This window comes from Haladaptatus sp. SPP-AMP-3, from assembly GCF_049568665.1.
In the GTDB taxonomy this organism is placed as follows: domain Archaea; phylum Halobacteriota; class Halobacteria; order Halobacteriales; family Haladaptataceae; genus Haladaptatus; species Haladaptatus paucihalophilus.
On record NZ_CP145897.1, the window covers coordinates 1,774,602 to 1,795,952 of the forward strand.

Genomic DNA, 21,351 nt, shown 5'->3' on the forward strand with positions numbered 1-21,351 from the left:
ATAGTAGGCGAAAATTTTCGACATTAAATAATACGAATGACGTCCATAACAGATGCGTCTGTCGCCGTCGTTCACGGGACTGCGCTCGAACGAGGAGGGGGTGTTCAGGTAGCCGAGGAACTCGCTCGGGTCTTTGATGCGCCGCTATTTTTCGGTCTCTGTACGAAAGCCGTCGAAGACAGAATTTCCGCCGATATCGAACATCACCGACTCTTCCAAGGGATGGTTTCCAGATTCGTCCGCGAGAAACCGTTTCTCCGCAATCTGTATCAAATGGGAAAGTTCCAACACGTCCCACAGCTTCATGACTTCGACGTCATCATTCAATCCGACAACGGGACCAGTTGGTACGTTCCCCCGGAAGAGCAAGTGCTGATACGTTATGTGCACTCTCCACCAGGACCACTCTATCACCGGTTCCCGGAAGTCGGATACTCGAAGGTTACACAGCTAAGTGCGTTTATCTCTCGAATACTTCGCCAGCCCTATACACAGTTCCCGGACGTGCAAGTGGCGAATTCGGAAACGACCAAACGCCGGATGGAGAAGTATTTCAATATCAGCACCGAAGTAGTGTACCCTCCGGTCAACACTGGAAATTATACGCCGAACGAGCGCGAGGACTTCTATTTTACGCTATCTCGCCTCACAGAAGCAAAATCAGTCGACGACATTGTGAAGACGTTTACAAACCACCATCCGGAAAAGCAACTCATCGTCGGAGGAAGTGGACCGCAAGAAGAGTATCTACGGTCGATATCTGGACCAAACGTAGAGATTAGAGGGTGGTTGAGTGAAGAAGAGAAAAGCGGACTAATGGGTTCTTGTGCGGCAATGATCCTCAACTCGGGCAACGAGAGTTTCGGAATCGTCCCCATCGAAGCCTTCGCAAGTGGTGCCCCCGTCATCGCGCTCGACCAAGGACACACACGCTACCAGATAAGGGATGGCTGGAACGGTATTCTCTACTCGAAGGGCAGGCTCTCGGATGCGATCGACCGATTCGAGGAAGACGGAGTCGCGGCAACACCGTCCGAAATCGAACTGTTCGCGGAGCGTTTCAGCGTGGACAAGTTCCACGATGATTTCCGAGAAATTCTTCGACGCGTATTGGAATCGAACGATAGCTGTTCGTCGTGGAAAGAGGATGGCGAACCCGTATAAGCACTTCAGATACGCCGTCGCTGAACTTCGCACGAACTATGCGAACGAAGAGTGATATCGACGGCGAACTCATCCCCTTGTGTGTCGGTGGTCGATGCGATGTCTTGAAAGGAATCATCGTCAATCGAGTAGACGGCACCCACCAACCGACCACCAGACGACTCGTCACTCGATGCATCAACACCGACAATTGACGTGAATAATCGACGCTAGTACGCTACGACTGGAAGTACTGGATGAACTGCTGAACGGCGGCCACATCGATTCCGCGTTCCCGACCGATGTCGTCAATGACGCCCTTTTCCATTTTGCCGACGGAGTAGCGTAGAATCACCACGCCATAGGCGCCCAAAAACACGGTCATCACAACTGCTGCGGCGAAAAACTCGAGAGCGAATATCCGATCTATCGCATACACCCCAACAACTGTCACGGCACCCAATACCGCGGGGGGGACTAATGCTGCGAAGTCTGGAAGTATTTTGGCGTTGCGATACAGGAAGACACTGAACAGGATATTCAACAGCGAGTAGACGGTCGCCGTCGCAATCGCGGCACCAACAGCACCGAAACGAGGAACCAAGACGACGTTCAACGCGATATTCAAAATCGCGACACCCCCATTCAGAATCATAATCAGTTTGCTGTTCCCGATAGACGTGAGCGTATCCCCATTCGGCCCGGTGACGCCCTGAACGAAGAACCCGGCAGTGAGAATCATCAACGTGAGCGCCCCACCGGTGTATTGGGCACCGAACGTCCTGCGGATTATCGTCTCCGGGAACAACAACATCATGAGGAAAATGGGGAGTGTCATTATGAACACCCATTTTGTCACCGTTTGGTAGACGTCACGCATCGAATCGTCGTCGTTTTGAGAATGGAATTTCGAGATGACCGGCATCACCAGGAATCCAAACGAAGCGTTGAAGAGCGTAAGCAGTTGTGCGAGCGGGAACACCACGTTGTAGACACCAACAGAAGCGGTGTCACTTTTGATACCGAGAACCAGGGTGTCGATCGTACCGAGTTGGACAGCCATCGTGGAGGCAATCATTAGCGGGAAAGAGAATCGAAGTAGCTCTCTCGTTCGTGACCGTGAACCCCCTCTCAGTGAAAAGGGGAGGCGAACGACGAGATAGTAACTCGCAATGAGTCCAGTGATGACGAAACTTGCAAGATATGCAGATGCTACACCGGCCACACTAACCCCAACCGCGGCAACGAGGAGTACCGCGGCAAGACGCGTTACCGGGCGGGCAAAATTTTGGAGAAGAACTTTTGGGAATGGCGTCTGAAGGCCCTGCCCGGTTCCGATTGCAACACGGATTAGGGCGCTAAATGGCAGTGCAATCCCGACGAGTCGAAAGACGAACTCTGTGGAAGGGTCACTGAACACATCTACTGCCAGAAATGGGGCCAGAACGACCAAAGACGCTCCAGCAAGAATCGAAAGTGGGAGAGTAGTTTTGAATGCAACGAGAACAACGGCACGCTTCCCCGAGTCCGTCTCTGCCCGTGGAAGATATCGCGCAACCCCTCGATCGACTCCGAGCATGACGAACATTACGAGGAACGACAGTGTTGTAAATCCGAGCGCGATTGCACCGTACTGTGCAGGCGTGAGTAGTTTTGCAACGATAATTTTTGAAGAGAAGTTCGTAGCCATCTCAAGCAACATCCCGACAAATACCAAGACACCGCTAGAGAGAAGAACACTGCCAGTACTACGTGAGCTGTCAGCCATCAATTACCGTGGTTTCTCAAGCAACCCAAAAAGCATATCGTATCAATACCGCGAACAGGACCTTGTGAGCCGCAGAGACCTACAGATAGCCGAGGCTCTGGAGACGAGAGGCAACCGCATCGGGTTGGGCGGTTTCCGTAGACACGATCTCGCCGAAGGTCTTGGCGAAGAACGCCTCGGAATACTCTCTTGGGACGTCTTTCTCGGCGAGGAGCTCCTCGCTCGACGTCGAGACGGAATATTGGCTTGCGTTTCCGAGGCTGTCCCACCGATAAAGTATATCCTCGGTGTAAACGGCACGAACGCCACGTGTCCAAAAGTCTTTTCGGTCGCTTGGACAGTAGTAGACACCAAGTTTCTCTGCTGGAACAGCCGATTGGCTGATGTCCGGGACGTTCTCATTAGCAATGCCGGTAAGTAAGTCTGGGAACGACAACTGTGAAACGAGTTCATCCGTCGATTCCGTCGCGTTTCCGGGGGCGTTGATGATGAGACACGGAACGTGCAAAACCGGCGTTGAGAGCTCTCGATGGCCGAACGAATTTTCCGTCGGATATTGGAGAGCTTCCCCGTGGTCGGCAGTGATAACGAACGTCGTCTCTCCCTGTGTTCGTTCCTGAACCGTATCGACGAATCGACTGACGCGCCGGTCGAGATAGTCGACCGCGGCTTCGTACACATTCCGATAGTTCTCGAGGTACTCTGTATAGTCGTCTGCTGGGCCATCACAGACAGCCCAGCTGTCCTCTTTCCCGGAGTACCATCGATTCGGAACGGTACTGTCCCATCCGCGTACGCTTTCCAGTGGCCCGTGCGCTTCGAGGACGTTTATGAACAAGAAGAACTCTTCTTTCGTCTGGGAGACCACGTCGACCGCTTTGTCAAAGACGCTGTTGGCGCCATAGTCTCGAATTCTGGGGAAGGGAGTTCCCTGGAGCGTACTGTTGAGTTTCGCCATGAACCCGTTTGCGATGCTTTGATAGAGGACACCGTTTTTGTTCGCTTCGTTTAGATATGTGAGATATTTGTCGAGTCCTTCTTCGGTCGTTTCGTCGAGAAAATCAGAGATATTGATGCCGTCAGGGAACCATGCAGTTTCTCCGTTGAGAGTAGTGTATTGGTCAAAGAACGACCCGAACCCCAGTTCATGAGACAGGAACCCCGTATTAGCACTGACACCGAGACGCTGGTGCGGCAAATCACTGAACACCGTGTCCGCTATGTCGAGGTGTCTGTAGCTTGTATTCTTACTGTGTACTCCGTGTCGATGCGGGAGCACGCCTGTAAGCATCGATGCGTGGCTCGGCAAGGTGTAGTGGCTCGCCGCATAGCAACGGTCGTAGGAGATATCCGCACGGCGCTGGAGCCGAGTTGCATACTCATCGAAGGTATCTTTTCGGACGGTATCCAGAACGAGGAGAACGATGTTTCTACTCATGCTCTTAGTCCTCCTGCGTGTTCCACGCGGAGTCCCATGTGACGTTCTCTCGGATAATCTCTGCTGGAGACCCTCCGACGAGCACACCGGGCGGAACGTCTTCTGTCACAACGCTGTTACTGGCAACAATCGCACCCTCACCAATCGTGACCCCCTTTGTAACCGTGGTGCTGTGTCCGATCCAAACGTTGTCCCGGATACGAATCGGGGCCGTTGTCGATTGCGGCTCGGTGTTGTGGTAATGTTGGTGTCGATCCGTATCCAAGAGCGAGATATCCCAAGACAGAGCACAATAGTCACCGATAGAGATGGTATCCTCACACAGAATTTTGGCATTCGCCGTGATAGACGACTCACCCATCGAAAAGTCCCCCTCGACGTGAAGAACGGACCCACAGCCGATGTTTGCGAGCCGACCGTCACACGTGACCGAAACTTCACCTTCCGCGGGAACAGACAGTTTTCCCCGTACCATCTCCGGATGAGATATCCCGGGAGTATTCACGCCCATTGCAAGGTATCCATCGATATGTGCATCCCCCTCCGTCTGCGGTACGACTACGTTTGGATGGAGGAGGAGACGGTCTACTGACCCTGCGAGTTTCCGTGAGTAGTACATCGACCGAAGCACTCCTCGAACGCCGAGGATAGCTGCTTTCTCGCGGAACACATCGGACTGAAGGGCGTGTGTAAGCTTGGAGAGAGTCATACTTTGTATCCTAAATCAGTCAGACGGTCGTTCACGACCTGTTCGTCGACGTCGGTCCGCGACACGCCGTCGTCCGTAATAGTACGTCGGTCTCGGTCAACGACTGCCCACGGGACGTTGACCAACTGTGGATGGCGGAGGTTCGGTGGATGGTCGTATCCGCGAATCGGGAACGGTTTTTGCCATTCGCCGAACATTTCACCGTGGTCACTCGTTACAACGGTCTTACCGTCCAGTTCCTCGATGAGCTGCTGGGCGTGGTGCCACACGTAGTGAAGGTTGTAAGTGTATGCCTCCCAGACTGCCCCCTTGTCTACCTTCCCATCTTTGAGTGGCTTTCCCGGATGGAAATCTGCATCCACTTCAGACGGGTCTTTCAACGAGCCATCTCGATTCCCGATGTAGGGCGCGTGTGGCTGGAAATAGTGGACGAGAAGACGCTTTTCCGGGTATTCTTCTGCCATCCGTTTCGCATGAATATTGAGCGTCTCTGCATCAACCGGCCTACTGTTATCGGCGCCGGTGTCCTTGATAACGTCTGATTCAACGATGGTTTCGACGGACACATCGAATTTTTTCATCCATATATTTTCCACATGGTGAAAAGAATCTTTCGCAAACTTGGAGACCCACGGATTCGCACTCACATAGACGGTATCACCGAATTTCTTGCCCGTGAAGTTCTCTTGTATCCACTCGGGTGTAGCAGAGCCTTGTGAGCGAACGACTCGATATTCATCGAACTGATCGACCCCGATCTCCGTTTCAAAGATGTCTCTCCGGCAGGCATCGATCAACACGAGGTTATCCCAGTCTTCATCCATGACCTCGATCCCATCGTCACCATAGAGACGTGACTGGGTCGGACCGATGAGGTAGTCTTGCAGCCGTTGCCGCCACCACCATCGGTCGGAGTAGTTTTTCCGTATCTCCGAAAGGGCGTAATTGATGAAGTCGATCATGGCAGCGTTATTCGGCGTAGCCGAGATCGCGCAGGCGCTCGTTGACCTCTGTCCTATCGACGTTCGTTGCCTGAATCCCGTCGTCAATAATTTCGGGACGGTCGCCCGAGTCGATAACCGCCCACGGAACGCGAGTGATCGCTGGGAGGCGGAGAGCTCGGGGGTGAGCATACCCACGGATTGGGAACGGCCAGAGACGTTCACCGAACAGTTCCCCGTGGTCGCTCGTGATGACCGTTTTGCCGGGGAGCTCATGCGCGACTTCGAGTGCGTGTTCCATCACGTATTCAAGGTTCTCCCGGTATGCCCTCCAGACCGCTTCCTTGGTAGTTTCTCCGCGCTTGAGCGGCTCACCGGGGTGAATCGTTTCTGCGTTCTCTTTTTCCGTCCCATCAGGGTTCCCGACGTAGGGCGCGTGTGGCTGGAAGTAGTGAGCAATCAGGCGTTTGTTCGGACGTTCTTCAGCCGCTTGGAGAGCTTTTGCGTCGACTTTGTCAGCCGTAATCGTAGCGCCGAAGTCGAATCCGAGTTCCTCGAGGACTTCGACTTCAGCAATTTCCGTCTGAAGGATATCGTGCTCGTCGAGCCAGATGTTGTAGATTTGATTGAACGAATCGGGAGCGATCTTCGATACCCAGGGGTTGGCGCTTACGTATGCCGTGTCCCCAAATTTACGACCTTCGAACGTTCGCTCCATCCATTCGGGAGTTGCAGAGGCTTTTGAGGTGACCACCCTGTAGTCGTCGAATTGGGTCAAGTCTACGGTGTCCTCGAAGATGTCTGCACGACAAGCGTCGATTACGAGAAGACTATCCCAGTCTTCTTCCATCACATCGATGCCGTCGTTACCGTAGACGCGTTGTTGGACGGGACCAACAACCCTATTTTCGAAGCGCATGTGCCACCAGTAGCTGTCGTCGTAGTTCTTGCGAACCTCGTTGAAAATGTATGATAATTTATCAATCATTGTAAGAGAGGTTGGTTATTGGTTATCCAAACCAACTAGGGGCTTAATAATGTTTTGAGCTTCCTCATAGAAGCGTTACACACCAAATTCGTTAACGTAGCCTTCCAGCACCTCTCGTGAGATATCCACTCCAGTAATTTCGAAGCGAAGAGAGACGGCCGAGAAGTTTCCACCGGAGTACAATACACTGTTCCAACCATCCGTGGTTTGGCGGTTGCATGCCTGTCATCGAAGGCGATCATCGGGGGCCACTTACCGACGTCTCGATTGGAGTGATAACCGAAACTTTCGTTGCCCGAATTCGGGATAAATGCACTATAGAACACAGTGATTGTCGTTTCTCGTCTTCGCTTACCCAGCCTCGATTTTCGACGTGAGCACCGCAATAGCCTCGAAGGTGCTCACGGCGACTCGATGGTCATCGTTTCAGCTTCGCAATCGCGCTGGCGGGTGTGGGACCGGACGCGAAACGACCTTCCTCGTTTCTGGCGACCCACTCGTCACGGGAGATTTGACGGACCGATGCGCATCGGGCGGGATTTCGAACCGCGTACTCGGGATGGCACTGGAAGGGCATACGCCACCCACAGCGGCCGAAAAATTAAGTAATTGGCAGCTACGAACCGAGTAGCGCCCCCCTGAAGCACGATATCAACGAGTAGGAACGGCGTTATCCGGGGGGAATCTGGGGTTCACAGAGGTCACAAAATGCGCGGGCGTGACGGGTTTTGAACTACCTGAAGGCGCCTCCTCGCCCCCGGTGAGACTGCCTCTTCCGTACCTCAAATCCGTCCTGGAATCCGGTTTCGACTCACCGACGTTCGCCGAAACCGATACGGGCGCGACGGGATTTGAACCACGTCCAGACGTTCCGGGTCACTCACATTCGTTCGTTTCCCGGGCATGCGACTGGTCTGCTGAAAAACCGCGTGCCGGTTCGCTCGCAGTTACACCGCTCGCTGTACGGGCGCGACGGGATTTGAACCACGCCCGAGAACCCGCGCTCCGCGCGGAACCTCGGTCTCCTTCAGAATCCGTCCCGGAGTCCGGTTTCGACTCACCGACGTTCGCCGAAACCGATACGGGCGCGACGGGATTTGAACCCGCGACATCTTGGTCCGGAACCAAGAACTCTGTCCACTGAGCTACGCGCCCTCAGTCTTTCGTTTGCCCACGAGGGCTTTAGTTTTGTGTCTGCGTCAACCGTCACCGTCGCTACTCGATGGTGGCGGTCGTCGTCGGACATCGATTCCACGAGAGCCATACCGCCCGTTGGGATATGAACGACGTGAATAAGAGGGAAAGTCGGCTCTACGGGTGAAATCGTGGAGAAACGAACGGGATGGTGTTTACGGCGTTTCGTTCGTCTCGACGCTGATGTCCGCCTGCGGATAGGCGGTACAGGAGAGGAAGTATCCGTTGTCGAGTTCCTCGTCGCTCAGTGTGTCGTTGTTGCTGTGAACGATGTCGTCGGGTTCGCCCTCCGCGATGCGGGCACCACAGGACAGGCACTGACCCTCCCGGCAGGAGTACGGTAGGTCCCAGCCTTCGTCCTCACCCGCTTCGAGGATGGTTTCGTTGCTGGCGACTTCGATGGTTTCGCCTTCGTTGACGTACTCGACTTCGAAGTACTCGACTTCGTCCTCCGGGATGGCAGACGGGTCGAAGCCCGTATCCTCTTCCTCTTCACCCTCACCCGCGAGTTCGCCTTCCGCACCGCCGCCGATGGCGACAGCACCGCCGCCGCCGATGGACCGGTTCATCGGTTCGGGGAAGTCGGTTTCGGGAACGCTCGCCGCTCGTCGGTCGAGCACTTCTTGGGAGATGTCGTCCGCGATTCGCCACTCGGTGCCCTTCGTGTAGTGCAGAGCCACCACGACGAGGGCGAGTAGTAGCCCGAGTCCCAGACCCAGTTCGTTTACCATATGGCGGTGGCTACGGAACGGTGGTTTAACAGCATTGTGATTGACGCGGATGCGCGAGAGCCGTCCACCCCGGAATGAGAACACAGTTACGTCGTTCCGCACCATCTGAGATCCCATGTTCCGTGAGCTTCTCCTCGATCGAACGTTTGGCCATCCGACCGGACTCCTCGGACGACTCGGCGGGAGGGTGATGTCCCGGTCGAAAGGGGAGTTCGTCGGATGGATCGTCGACGAACTCGAACTCGACTCGACCGAGCGCGTCCTCGAAGTCGGCTTCGGACCGGGCGTCGGAATCGAACGGTTCGCCGAAGCCGTCTCCGAGGGGTTCGTCGCCGGAGTCGACCCGTCCGCAGAGATGCTCGATCAGGCGCGGAAACGAAATGCGGCTGCAATCGAAGCGGGGGTGGTCGACCTCCGACGCGGCTCCGCGGACGACGTTCCAGCCGATGACCACGTTTTCGACGCCGCGGTGACGATGAACTCCATGCAGACGTGGGCTGACCCGATGGACGGTCTGCGGGAACTACATCGTGTCCTGAAACCTGGCGGTGCCGTCGCGGTCGCGTTCACTCCCCACAGCGGCCAGTCACGGGACGAACTCGCGGGGTTACTGACCGAAGCCGGATTCGAGAACAAAAAAATCGATGACTGCGAGTGGGGGTTCTGTGCGTTCGCCGAGGCGTGAACGCGGAATGCCGCGACGTGTTACTCCCGTTTGACTTCGTGCCGACCGAAGCCGTACCGAAGCCGGTTCGCCAGTCGCCGCGAGAAGCGACCTTCAGCGCGCGCGCGGCTACCGAACCGCTCGGAGAGCGCCTCGTAGATGAGCGGCACCGGAACCTCCTGTTCGAGCGCCTCCTGTACCGTCCACGTCCCCGTCGAGCCGCCCGCGATGTGGTCGGCGACGTCGCCTAAGTCGGTGCCCTCCTCGCGGAACGCCTCCTCGCAGAGTTCCAGGAGCCACGAGCGGATGACCGCGCCGTTGTTCCACGTCCGGGCGACGGCCTCCAAATCGAGGTCGTACCGTCCCTCGTGGAGCAGTTCGAAGCCCTCGCCGTAGGTCTGCATCAGCGCGTACTCCACGCCGTTGTGGACCATCTTGACGTAGTGGCCCGACCCGGACTCGCCCATCCGGTCGTGGCCGTCCGGACCCGTTGCCACGGCGTCGAACACCGGCGTCAGTTCCTCGTAGGCCCACTCCGGGCCGCCGACCATGAGCGAGAAGCCGAGTTCGGCACCCGCCGGGCCGCCGCTCGTCCCGCAGTCGAGGTACGCCGCCGAAGTGGTCTCCCCGCGGCGGACGGAATCCTCGAAGTAGGAGTTCCCGCCATCGACCACCACGTCGTCGTCGTCGAGGTACGGTTCCAAGTCTTCGAGCGCGGCGTCCACGGGGTCCCCGGCGGGCACCATCAACCAGATTCGTTTCTCCTCGCCCAGTTTCTCGGCGAGGTCGGCGACCGAATCGGCCGGTTCCGCACCCGCTTCGGCCGCGGATTCGACCGCTTCCCCGGCCACGTCGTAGGCGACGATGTCGTGTCCGGCATCCAACGTTCTATCCACTACGATTCGACCCATTCGCCCCAATCCGATGACGCCCAGTTGCATGGGAGTAGGTGCAGGTGGGGGAGAGGTAGGGATTGCGGTTCCGGTCGCGGGTCAGGTCGCGGCAGAGTTTCACGCCGTCCCGATACTCTCAGCGTTCATCGCGAACCGTGTGACGATTCGTGCGATTTGTGGCTGGAGCGTCCGTTAAAGAAGTTCTTTGAACCCATTCGACGGGTTTCCGTCGTCTCGCGTCCTATCGTCGTCGGTTATCCCATGGGAGGAACGATGGCGACTCCGAGGAGAATGCCACCGATGAGAAAGGCGAGAAGGACAAGCAGAACTGTCTTCCGAGTTGTTGTATCCATATATAAAAATAAAACCAACGAGATAGCATATAGAATTTTTTCATAGAGAACAGTTAGTTACCGATAGTAGACAGGTGGTTGGGTTCGTGGAAACGGAGCGGCGACTGTCGGAAGCGATATTTTTCCAACGCACATCCGCCTCGATGGCGACGATACCGATCCCTTCGTTGCGCCGCTCAGGTGTGTGGACGTGTTCGCGGGGGAAGCGAATCGGGCGGCGCGGGAACCGGACAGCGGATAGATATCACATGCGAGGATGCTTGTGCTCCATTTTTCATCCGAGCCAAACAAATAACAAGGCGGAGGATGAGTAGGTGGTATGGACGAGGATAGAATCGTTTGGCGACTAAATCTGATTATCGTTCTCCTCTGTGGTATCACTGTTTTCGTGGCGATACCGTACCTCCAGTTCCTCCTCAACCGCTTCCCGAACTTCCTCTTCGCGGTCATTACCGCGCTCGCAACCATGGGCGGGCTCGTTCTCCTCCGGACGTATCGGACCGTTCGGAGTTGATTTACGCGAGAAATGGACGGGAACCTTTATCAGCGACCACACGCAGAGTCACAAGTATGAGCGCGATGGTGTCGGTAGTACGTCTCTAGCGCAGACGACGAGCCGATCGTGTTTCTCACCGATTCACCATTCAGCGACAGCAATTTGCAGCCATGACTGACGTTCCAAGCGATTACGAACCAGAGCGTATCGAGCAAAAGTGGCAGGAGGAGTGGCAAGACTCCGACGTGTACACACCGGACGGTGATTTGGAGTACGTCATCGACACGCCGCCGCCATACCCCACTGGAAGGCTCCACATCGGACACGGACTCCAGTGGAGTTACATCGACTTCGCGGCGCGCTATCACCGCCTGCAGGGCGAGGAAGTCCTGTTCCCGCAGGGATGGGACTGCCACGGCCTGCCGACGGAAGTGAAAGTCGAGGAGAACCACGACATCCACCGGACGGAGGTCTCCCGCGAGGAGTTTCGCCGACTCTGCATCGAGCACACCGAAGAGCAGATAGACTCGATGAAGGAGACGATGAACGAGTTGGGGTTCTCCATCGACTGGAACGCCGAGTTCCGAACGATGGACCCCGAATACTGGGGGAAGACCCAGCGCTCGTTCGTCGAGATGGAAGACTCCGTCTACCGCGACGAACACCCCGTCAACTGGTGTCCGCGCTGTGAGACGGCCATCGCGGACGCGGAGGTCGAAAACGAGGATCGGACGGGGACGCTCTACTACGTCACGTTCGACGGCGTGGACAACGATGATATAGAGATCGCAACCACGCGCCCGGAACTCCTCGCGGCGTGTGTCGGCATGGCCGTGGACCCCGAGGACGAACGCTACGCCGACCGAATCGGCGAGACGTTCGAAGTCCCGCTGTTCGGACAGGAGATCGAACTCGTCGGCGACGACGACGTGGACGGCGAGTTCGGAACCGGTGCGGTGATGATCTGTACGTTCGGGGACAAACAGGACGTCGACTGGTGGGCCAGACACGACCTCGACCTCCGTCCCGTCTTCACGGAGGACGGCCGTCTGAACGAACTCGCCGACGAGTTCGAGGGCCTGACTATCGACGAGGCCAAGGCGGACGTCGCCGACGCCCTCGCGGAGGAGGGGTACCTGAACGACTCGGAGCCGACCGAACAGTCGGTCGGTACCTGCTGGCGGTGTGACACCCCCATCGAAATCCTCTCGAAGGAACAGTGGTTCGTCGAGGTCGAACCGGACGAAATCATCGAGAAGGCGAAGGAAGTCGAGTGGATTCCAGAGCACATGTACTCCCGCCTCGAAGAGTGGGCGGACGGCATGAGTTGGGACTGGGTTATCTCCCGCCAGCGCGTGTTCGCCACGCCGATTCCAGCGTGGGAGTGCGAGGAGTGCGGTCACTGGCACATCGCCGACATCGAGGAACTCCCGGTCGACCCGACGGAATCTGGCCCCGCAATTGGCGACTGTCCCGAGTGCGGTGGGGATTCGTGGGTCGGTGAAACCGACGTGATGGACACGTGGATGGACTCGTCCATCACGCCGCTGCACATCAGCGGATGGCCCGAGAACATCGAACTGGACGAGTTCGAACCGGTGGCGCTCCGTCCCCAGGGGCACGACATCATCCGAACGTGGGCGTTCTACACGCTGCTCCGCGTCGGCGAACTCACCGGCGAGCGGCCGTGGGACGAAATCCTCATCAACGGCATGGTGTTCGGTCCGGACGGCAACAAGATGAGCAAGTCGCGGGGCAACGTCGTCACGCCGACGGACGCCGTGGACGAGTACGGTGCCGACTCGGTTCGGCAGGCGCTGGTCCTCGGCGGACAACCCGGAAGCGACGTGCAGTTCCAGCCGAAGGAAGCGACGTCCGCCTCGCGGTTCCTCACCAAAATCTGGAACATCCTCCAGTTCTCGGAGAACCACTTCGACGAAAACACGCCGGAAATTAGCGACCCGGCGTACCGCGACGCGGACCGCTGGATTCTCTCCCGACTGTCGCACACCGCCGAAAGCGTGAGCGAGGACATGGAGCGGTATCGCTACGATAGGGCGCTTCGAACGCTCCGGGAGTTCGCCTGGGAGGACCTCGCGGACGACTACCTCGAACTGGTGAAGGGTCGCCTCTACGAGGGACGGCCGGGCGAGCGAAACGCCGCACGTCACGCGCTGTACACGTGTGTCTCCTCGGTCGTTCGCATGCTGTCTCCCTTCTCGCCCTTCTTCAGCGAGGAGGTCTACAGCTACCTCCCCGGAACCGAAGAAAGCGTCAATCTGGCCACGTGGCCGGACGTCGAGATGCACGACGACGAGGCCGAACTCGCGGGCGAAATTATCGCCGAGGTTGCGAGCGAGGTCCGAGCGTGGAAATCCGACGAGGGAATGGCCCTCAACGGCGAACTCGACCGCATCGAACTGTACGCCGACGCGGAGCGCCATCCCGACACCTACGACCTGAGCGAAGCGGTGAACGGCCCGGTCTACCTCGAAGAGGGACGACCGAACGTCGAACTCGCGCCGGTCGACGTCAGCCCCGACCACTCGTCCATCGGGCCGAAGTTCCGCGACAAGGCGGGTGCGGTCGTCGGTGCGCTCGAATCGACGGACCCCGCCGAACTCAAAGCGCAGTTGGACACCCACGGAGAAATCACGCTGGACGCCGCGGGAGAAGAGGTCACTCTCGACGGCGACTGGGTGGAAATCGAAGAGGAGTACCGCGCCGAGGGCGGCGAAGAAGTCGAAGTGCTCGAAACGGAGCACGCGACGGTTCTCGTCTTCCCGTAGAGGGGGCGCATCCGACGAGCCGTCGTCTTTAGGTTCCGATCCGTCGTACCCCGATTGGGGGTAGAATCATGCCAATCAGTGACATTGCTTCGATGGAAGTCATCACCGCCAAGGAAGAGACCGACCTCGTGGACATCGCGTCGATGATGAGCGAGGAGAACGTCGGGTGTGTTCCAATCGTCGACGGGGAACGTCCGGTCGGTATCGTGACGGACCGAGAAATCGCGCTCTCGCTCGCCGACGAGGCCGACGCATCGGGCCGAACGGTCGGCGACGTGATGACGAGAGACCCCATCACGATAGACGCCGACGCCAGCGTTCACGACGCCATCGAACGGATGGAGGACGCCGACATCCGTCGAATACCGGTCGTGGAAGACGAGGAGTTGGTGGGAATCGTCACGCTCGACGACGTGCTCGTCATGCTCGCGGACGAGATGGACGACGCCGCCGACGTCATCGAGGAGCAGACGCCGCGCTTTTGAATCACCGGAACTTTTCCTTCGCTCCGCGACTGGCGTGGTATGGACGACCGAGTTCACGAACACGCGGAGGTACTGGTCGACTGGAGCGCGCGAATCGAGGACGGCGACGACGTCGTCGTCGTCACGGACGAGGGAGCACACGACCTCGCCGTCGCGGTCGGCGAGGCGGTCGGAAAGCGAAACGCGAACCTGCTGACGGTGTACAACTCCGGAGAGGTCGAGCGCGCGTACCTTCGCGCACACGACGGGGAGTTCGACGAGAACCCGGCACCCGAACTGGCGATGTACGAGAACGCCGACGTGGTGCTTCGCCTCGTGGGGAGTACGAACACGACGGCACAAGCGGACGTACCGGGGGAGACGAAACAGGCGTACAACAAGGCGCGGATGGATATCCGAAAAGCCCGACTCGACGCGGACTGGGTTTCGACGCTCCACCCGACCCGCGCCTACGCACAGCAGGCGGGGATGGCCTACGAGGAGTACCAAGACTTCGTGTACAACGCCGTCCTCCGCGACTGGGAGTCGCTGGCCGACGAGATGGCGACGATGAAGACGCTACTGGACGAGGGAAGCAAGGTCAGAATCGTCAAGGAGAACACCGACCTCACGATGTCCATCGAGGCGCGAACCGCGGTCAACAGCTGTGCGACGGTGGCCTACGACTCGCACAACCTCCCAAGCGGCGAGGTGTTCACGGCACCGTACGCGACCGAGGGGGAGGTGTTCTTCGACGTGCCGATGACCCTGCAAGGGAATCGCATCCAAAACGTCCACCTCACGTTCGAGGACGGCGAAGTCGTCGATTTCAGCGCCGAAACCGGTGAGGACGAGTTGGCAGACATCCTCGACACAGACGAAGGCGCACGCAAACTGGGCGAACTCGGCATCGGCATGAACCGCGGCATCGACCGCTTTACCGACAGCATCCTCTTCGACGAGAAGATGGGCGATACGGTTCACCTCGCGGTCGGACGCGCCTACGACGCCTGCCTTCCCGAAGGAGAGACGGGCAACGAGAGCGCCGTCCACGTCGACATGATAACCGACATGAGTGAAGAGTCGCGGATGGAAGTGGACGGCGAAGTCGTCCAACGAAATGGCACCTTCCGGTGGGAGGACGGGGTCGAGGAGTAGATTCGAGGATTCGTGCCGTGAGCGAGTGAAACGAGCGAGCGGAATTTTTTGGTGTCTCCGTGAGCGAAGCGAACGGATGGCTCGTCAGAGTACTGCTCTGACGGTGCAGGTTTTTGCGAGGAGCGGTCAGCGAAGCTGACCCAACGAGTAAAAAAGTGCAATGTGGACCTTCCGGTGGGAAGACGGGTTCGAAGGGTAGGTTCGAGAATTTGGAAGACATGTTCGAGAAGTTGTACCGCGAGCGAGTGACCGAGCGAGCGGGTGGTTTTTGGCGCGGCCTTACTTCCACCAGTCGCTCCGTCGGTCGTGTGCGGACGCGTGCAGGAACGGGGGTGCGAGTTCCGACTCTTCGAGCGCGAATCCGTATCCCAGCCAGTAGCCGACGTACCAGCCGACGGCATCGGTATCGACGCCGGAAATCGAAATCGTCAGCCGGTCGTACTGCTCCAGCACGGAGTCGCGGTCCGGGTCGGTTCCGCGGACGCCGCCGCAGGAACCGCTCGACCCCGGATTGCACGGGAGCGTATCGGGGAAGCGAATCAGAACGTCGGCGGCCGAGCGGTCGTCCGTGAAGGTAAACGAGACGTTCGACGGGACGGTTCCGTCCGCGCCGTCGGCGTAGTAGTCGAGCGCGTGGCGGACCTGCTCTTTCACGGCCGGTCTATCGTCCGTCTGGCCGAGGTAGACGGTGAGCGACGCGTCCGCCCACGGGAGGTTGCGCTCGCTCGCGTCCGGCAGCGGGCGGGACGCGAGCGCGGCCTCGGCGGCCATGATGGATTGCGGGGCCGAGCTGTGATTCAGACCGAGGGTGTGGCCGAGTTCGTGTTTCAGGATGAGAGTCGTCGATTCGTTCGAGAACGAATCGTCCACGTCTATCTGCATGGGCCGGGATATCTGTGCGGCCTCGGTGATGTACGGCGCACAGCCGACGGCGTGGTCCACTCGGGGACAGCTCTCGACGGAATCGACGAAGTTGATAACGAGGTCCGGGTTCTCGGCGTCCGGGACGAGTTCGTACTGAATCGAGTACCCCGCGTACTCCGCGCTGTGGCGCTCCCAGTAGTCGAGCGCGCGCCGAACGTCGTCTGTATACCCACGCGTGCCGTCGCTCGTCTTGATAGCGACCGTCACCGGACCACCCCACGGATTCGAACGGTCCGCGACCGTTCCCCTTTCCGTTGCGGTTCGCGTTCCCTGCATCGTCGGGCGGTCAGTCGCGGTGTGTGTCGTCGTTCGGTCGAACTGTGCACCGGCACAGCCCGCGAGAACGAGACAGACGACGAGCATGAGCGCGCGCCAGTTCATTGGTACAGTTTCGGTTCGTCGTACTATCAAACCTTCCGCCTTCGGAAACCGCGGGCGAAACAAACGATCCACGCGAGAGATATTTAGACAGACCCTAATCGCGTATTTTTCACGCGACTATCGAAGGGTAATCACGGATTGAACGAGTATGTCAGACATTTCCAATCATTCCATAGAACGTTTCAAACCGACTGTCAATCGTTTAGAACCGTTCAATCCGTTATTTTGCTGTTGAAACGAGAAACTGTGCATAACCATCGTTCTTACTTATTGGTGGTGGAATCATTGTCCGAAGCGGGCAGCATGACGTACATCAAAGCAAGCGCCGCCTTGGCGGTCGTGGCAATAGAAATACTCGCTGGGGTCGCATTACTGGCAGTCGCGTTCGGAATATGAATGATGGCTGAGGGGAGTAAGCCCCCTTCTGTTCGACCCAGTATTCGGCTCAGCGTCCGAACCATCTCCGGACGAGGTCCGGAGGCGCGTCGGAGTGTATCCGACGGCGCGTCCGGGCTACCAATATGGCACGGACTTGCACCAGCAAGGATTCACCGTTCCATCCATTCTTCGCGGTCACCGCACTGACAGCGCCAGCACGGTCGCGTGATGGCGATACCATCACGCTTCCCTCGGTGGGTTAACTTCCTTCCCTTACGGGTCGGTTCGCACACCTCATCGGTCGCGCGAAGCGGTCTCGTTTCTGTTCCAGAGCCAGTGGTCTCCCACTCCGGACTTGCGTCCGGTTGCCTACCCGGCTGGTGGGGGGACTTTCCTCACGTAGGTACCGGAAATCGATACCGTCCGCACGCGACGAGCGCCGCGTGCACCGCGGAAACCGGGCTCCCTCTGCCGAAGAAAACTAGCCGTTGCACGCGTTTAAGCCGTTCGATACTGGTAGTCACGTCCCCTTAAAGCTGGCCAGATTGAAGGGAAGCGTTGAAGATGTTTCTGTGCATAAGCTACCTGTATGTCTGAGGCACAGGCAGTAACCCTCACCTACGAGGATGGCACGCGCGCGGTCGAACTCGCACGGGAGGCCGTCAATTCCTACGTTATCAACGGACAACGAGAACAACCGGGAAGCATGCGAGAGGCGTTCTACGCACGCACCGGCGTCTTCGTCCGGCTCGAATCCACCCGTGGTCGTGGAAGCCTACGCGGGTGCGCAGGTGCCTACGACACGAGCGAACAGTTAGGGCACGCAATCGTCGACTCGGCCATCGCGGCCGCGAGCGGAGATTCGTGCGGGTCGGAGATCGAACCCGCCGAGTTGTCGAATCTCAACATCTCCGTGTTCATCGTCGAGGACACCACGTTGTCGAACGACCCGGCAAACGACATTCGGCTCGGACGACACGGAGTCGCCGTCGAAGGTCGCGGCGGCGAAGCGTGGATGTATCCGACGCTTCCGGTCGAGCACAACTGGAGCAAATTCGAGTATCTCGACCGAACCTGTCGAAAGGCGGGTCTCCCCCACGGCGCGTGGGAAGACGACGACGTGATGGTGACCATCGTCGACGGACCGGTGTTCCGAGAGCGAGAGCCGGAAGGGAGTATCGAGCGAATTTAAACTTCGACCGCTGTCGCGTCTTCGATAGCCCGCCGAGCAGCGGCATCGATATCGAACTCCCGCACCAGTTCACCGTCGCGGATCAGCGGCCGAAGCAGTTGTTCGCCCGATGCCTCGTGTCGCGCAAGACCGACGTGATGGCCGCCATCGGCGGTTCGATAGACTTGTTTTCGACCGGAGAGTTTGCCGCGCTTCGAAATCGGTTCGCCGTCCACTTCCACGATGTCGAGCGCGAAATCGACCGGTTCCGCGTTGCTGATGTAGCTCCCGACGCCGAAGCCGTCGGCGATGCCATCGAGTCGTCGGAGTTCGTTCGGTCCGAGACCGCCGCTGGCGAAGATGTCCACGTCCTCGAAGCCGTGCGAATCGAGTTCCCAGCGGAGTTCCCGAAGGATGTGCTCGAAGTCGCCGCGCCGCGACCCCGTGGTATCGATACGAACGCTGTCTAAATCGTCGCCGAGCGCGTTCACCGCGCGGAGTACCTCGTCCTTTTCGTCCGAGAAGGTATCACAGAGCGCGACCCGCGGCACGTCCTCGCCGACGGCGGCGTCGAACGCGCGCCACGCGTCCTCCTGATTGCCCGCACCGAAACAGAGCATCAGCGCGTGGGGCATGGTTCCGCCGGGTTCCCGTCCGAGCACCTCGCCCGCGGCGACGTGCGAAAAGCCGTCCAGACCCGCGATGAGGGCGGACCGTTCGACGACAGCCGCGATGGACGGGTGGACGTGGCGCGCGCCGAAGCTCAGGACGGTCGAGTCTGGGGCCGCGAGTCGCGCTTCGAGCGCGTTCGTCGCCATACCGGACGCGTGCGAGAGGAACCCCAACAGCGAGGTTTCGTACCGCGCGAAGTCGAGGTAGTTCCCCTCGATGGACATGATCGGCCCGCCGTCAAACAGCCGCCCCTCGGCCATCGCGTCCACGTCTATCGGGAGTCCTTCGAGGAGGTACGCCGCGTCTTTCACGCCGGAAAGGAGTTCGAACTCGCCGGTCGGGAACTGGTCGGCGGTCACTTCGGCGACGACGTGCGGGTTCTTCCCGGCGGCTTCGAGCGTCGTCTCTGTGCGAAGGAAATAGGCGTCCGTCGCGGTTCCGTCTCGAATCGACTCCTCGGGAACCACGTCGAATCGGTCGCTCACGCGAACCACCTGTCTTGCATATCGGGGGTATCCCCCGCGAGAGAGAAAAAGAACCGGATTCGTCGGTGTCGAGGGAAACGCGGAATCTACGACGCCGCGTTGCCGTGGACGTTCGAGAGGTCGGAAACCGTCGGCGCGTTCACGATGACGACGGTGTTGCCGTTCTGTCGAACCGAGAAGGCGTCACCGAAGCCGGTGCTGTCGGGCACCGTCCACGTGTTCTGCTTTCCGTCGACCCGCTTTGCGTGGTGGTAGTTGAGCAACTTCTCGTACGCGTCCACGAACTCGCGGGCGTCCTTCTTCGAGTCCCACTTCGTCTTGAAGACGTAGCCGGTCTCGTTGTTGCCCGCGTCGTCGTTCGTGTAGACGGCGATTTTGTCGCCGTCCCACCCGTTCGTGGGTTTGCTCTGATAGTTGAGCGGGTCCACTTTTTGCATCTGGCCGTCCGCGTTTCGGTTGAAGAAGTTCCGTGACGGGATTATCTCCGTTTTCCCCTGGCTCTCGAAGTAGGGATACATGAACATGGCGAAGAGGCCGGTTTCGCCGACCTCGCCGTAGTTCGGTCGTCCCTCCGGCTGGAGGCGCGTCCAACCGTCGCTCGTCGAGTCCCGCACCGAAACCGCGGACGGTTCGTCCTTCTGGTACTTGTCCGGGTGGATAATCTGCTCCGTACTGGCGGGCGGATTGGAGTAAACGTCGTTGACGCCCTCCCAACCCGACTGGTTGCGAACGTGGCGCACGAAGACGGGGCCGTCACTGTAGGGCTGATATTTGATGAGGTACGGCCCGTAGTTGGCGAGTCCACCGCCGCTTCCGCCCTGCTTGGTGTCGGAGAAACACGTCCCTTTCCACTCGTTTTTACACCGCTCGTCGTAGAGATATTGGACGTTGTTGGCTTCACCTTCGAGCAGGCCGTCCACGGCATTGTGCCGTTCGCGGGTGGTCTGGTCGAACGAGGAGAGGTTGAAGTGCTGGTCCTGAAGCGCGTGCGTGAGTTCGTGGGCGAGCGTGCTCTCGCTCACGTGCAAGTTCTCGTTGTTATTCGAGACCAACACGATGGAATTCTTCGACGGACTGTAGAAGCCGCCGATGGACGACCCCGAGTTCTGGTTCTGCACGCCGATGGAGTCCGTCGATTCGCCGATCATGAACAGCGATTCGTACTTCACGTTGTCGAACAACCGTCGGTTCGCGGGCGTGCTGTGATTGTTCTGATCCTGTCGGAACTGTTCGCGGGAGATGACTTTCACGGGAACCGTGCTCGTGAACTCCAAGTCCCGTATCCGCTCGTCGCGGGCCATCGACCGGTTGACGATGGCACCGATTTCCGACTTGTTCAGCCCGTCACTCTGGTCTATCGAGAGGGTTTCGTTGTACCAATAGCCGTTCTCCCAACCGAGAACGTCCGATTTGGGGTCCGGTGGATGGACGGCTTTCTCGGTATCCGGACCGGAAACCTCGGTACTGGGACCTTGAGTCGTTTGGGTTACGTTCGGGCCGCTCGTCCGCGTGCTCGTACTCGTTCCGGGGGCTTGCGAACAGCCAGCGAGAACGAGCATGAGAGCGACCGCCGCTACGGTAATCGTTCGCATTATCGTGCCTGTAAACTAG

At 58.5% G+C, this 21,351-nt stretch carries 17 protein-coding genes, 1 tRNA gene and 1 other RNA gene; 7 read left to right on the forward strand and 12 right to left on the reverse strand.

Going from position 1 to position 21,351, the window contains the following annotated elements; genetic code table 11:
• The first annotated feature begins 36 nt into the window (after positions 1-36).
• Positions 37-1,164 carry a glycosyltransferase gene (locus tag V5735_RS09960; RefSeq protein WP_423743379.1) on the forward strand — a complete coding sequence of 376 codons (1,128 nt, stop codon included), beginning with the start codon at positions 37-39 and terminating at the stop codon, positions 1,162-1,164.
• 217 nt (positions 1,165-1,381) lie between these two features.
• On the opposite strand, the gene V5735_RS09965 is transcribed toward V5735_RS09960, so the two are convergent.
• The 7 genes from V5735_RS09965 to V5735_RS09995 all read right to left on the reverse strand — a co-directional run bounded on the left by V5735_RS09965 (position 1,382) and on the right by V5735_RS09995 (position 8,912).
• Complete coding sequence (locus tag V5735_RS09965) at positions 1,382-2,911, reverse strand: flippase (RefSeq protein WP_423743380.1); 1,530 nt, start codon at positions 2,909-2,911, stop codon at positions 1,382-1,384.
• Positions 2,912-2,990: 79 nt separating this feature from the next.
• Complete coding sequence (locus V5735_RS09970) at positions 2,991-4,349, reverse strand: sulfatase-like hydrolase/transferase (RefSeq protein WP_423743381.1); 1,359 nt, start codon at positions 4,347-4,349, stop codon at positions 2,991-2,993.
• Between the two features lie 4 nt (positions 4,350-4,353).
• Positions 4,354-5,058, reverse strand: coding sequence for an acyltransferase (locus V5735_RS09975; RefSeq protein WP_423743382.1), 705 nt, complete (start codon positions 5,056-5,058; stop codon positions 4,354-4,356).
• Entirely contained in the window at positions 5,055-6,020 is a 966-nt protein-coding gene (locus V5735_RS09980) for a hypothetical protein (protein ID WP_423743383.1), read from the reverse strand. The genes V5735_RS09975 and V5735_RS09980 overlap by 4 nt, the downstream gene beginning before the upstream one ends.
• Before the next feature lie 7 nt (positions 6,021-6,027).
• Positions 6,028-6,987, reverse strand: coding sequence for a hypothetical protein (locus V5735_RS09985; protein WP_423743384.1), 960 nt, complete (start codon positions 6,985-6,987; stop codon positions 6,028-6,030).
• A gap of 1,082 nt (positions 6,988-8,069) precedes the next feature.
• Positions 8,070-8,142, reverse strand: a tRNA-Arg gene (locus tag V5735_RS09990).
• Positions 8,143-8,336: 194 nt separating this feature from the next.
• The gene (locus V5735_RS09995; RefSeq protein WP_423743385.1) at positions 8,337-8,912 is read right to left on the reverse strand and encodes a 2Fe-2S iron-sulfur cluster-binding protein; all 576 of its coding nucleotides are present in this window, start codon (positions 8,910-8,912) and stop codon (positions 8,337-8,339) included.
• Between the two features lie 115 nt (positions 8,913-9,027).
• Here V5735_RS09995 and V5735_RS10000 point away from each other — a divergent pair, with 115 nt between their 5' ends.
• On the forward strand, positions 9,028-9,597 hold the full coding sequence (locus V5735_RS10000) for a class I SAM-dependent methyltransferase (protein WP_423743386.1): 570 nt from the start codon (positions 9,028-9,030) through the stop codon (positions 9,595-9,597).
• Positions 9,598-9,617: 20 nt separating this feature from the next.
• On the opposite strand, the gene gnd is transcribed toward V5735_RS10000, so the two are convergent.
• Entirely contained in the window at positions 9,618-10,517 is a 900-nt protein-coding gene (gene gnd / locus V5735_RS10005; protein ID WP_423743387.1) for a phosphogluconate dehydrogenase (NAD(+)-dependent, decarboxylating), read from the reverse strand.
• A gap of 624 nt (positions 10,518-11,141) precedes the next feature.
• Here gnd and V5735_RS10010 point away from each other — a divergent pair.
• The 4 genes from V5735_RS10010 to V5735_RS10025 all read left to right on the forward strand — a co-directional run bounded on the left by V5735_RS10010 (position 11,142) and on the right by V5735_RS10025 (position 15,729).
• Positions 11,142-11,336 (forward strand): hypothetical protein, encoded by a 195-nt coding sequence (locus V5735_RS10010; RefSeq protein ID WP_423743388.1) that lies wholly within the window; start codon positions 11,142-11,144, stop codon positions 11,334-11,336.
• Between the two features lie 152 nt (positions 11,337-11,488).
• Positions 11,489-14,107, forward strand: coding sequence for a valine--tRNA ligase (locus V5735_RS10015; RefSeq protein WP_423743389.1), 2,619 nt, complete (start codon positions 11,489-11,491; stop codon positions 14,105-14,107).
• Positions 14,108-14,175: 68 nt separating this feature from the next.
• Positions 14,176-14,592: a cyclic nucleotide-binding/CBS domain-containing protein gene (locus tag V5735_RS10020; protein WP_423743390.1), complete on the forward strand. Its 417-nt coding sequence runs from the start codon at positions 14,176-14,178 to the stop codon at positions 14,590-14,592.
• A 39-nt stretch (positions 14,593-14,631) separates the two neighbouring features.
• Positions 14,632-15,729, forward strand: coding sequence for an aminopeptidase (locus tag V5735_RS10025; RefSeq protein WP_423743391.1), 1,098 nt, complete (start codon positions 14,632-14,634; stop codon positions 15,727-15,729).
• A 279-nt stretch (positions 15,730-16,008) separates the two neighbouring features.
• Here V5735_RS10025 and V5735_RS10030 read toward each other — a convergent pair whose 3' ends face one another.
• Positions 16,009-17,034, reverse strand: coding sequence for a matrixin family metalloprotease (locus tag V5735_RS10030; RefSeq protein ID WP_423743392.1), 1,026 nt, complete (start codon positions 17,032-17,034; stop codon positions 16,009-16,011).
• A 401-nt stretch (positions 17,035-17,435) separates the two neighbouring features.
• An RNA gene (gene rnpB, locus V5735_RS10035) (RNase P RNA component) lies at positions 17,436-17,885 on the reverse strand.
• A gap of 116 nt (positions 17,886-18,001) precedes the next feature.
• Here rnpB and V5735_RS10040 point away from each other — a divergent pair.
• Complete coding sequence (locus V5735_RS10040) at positions 18,002-18,604, forward strand: TIGR00296 family protein (RefSeq protein ID WP_007980090.1); 603 nt, start codon at positions 18,002-18,004, stop codon at positions 18,602-18,604.
• Here the strand turns inward: V5735_RS10040 and V5735_RS10045 are convergent.
• Both V5735_RS10045 and V5735_RS10050 read right to left on the reverse strand, forming a co-directional pair.
• Entirely contained in the window at positions 18,601-19,740 is a 1,140-nt protein-coding gene (locus V5735_RS10045) for a nicotinate phosphoribosyltransferase (protein WP_423743393.1), read from the reverse strand. The two genes, V5735_RS10040 and V5735_RS10045, sit on opposite strands and share 4 nt — an antisense overlap.
• A gap of 86 nt (positions 19,741-19,826) precedes the next feature.
• The gene (locus tag V5735_RS10050) at positions 19,827-21,332 is read right to left on the reverse strand and encodes an Hvo_1808 family surface protein (protein WP_423743394.1); all 1,506 of its coding nucleotides are present in this window, start codon (positions 21,330-21,332) and stop codon (positions 19,827-19,829) included.
• Between the last annotated feature and the right edge of the window lie 19 nt (positions 21,333-21,351).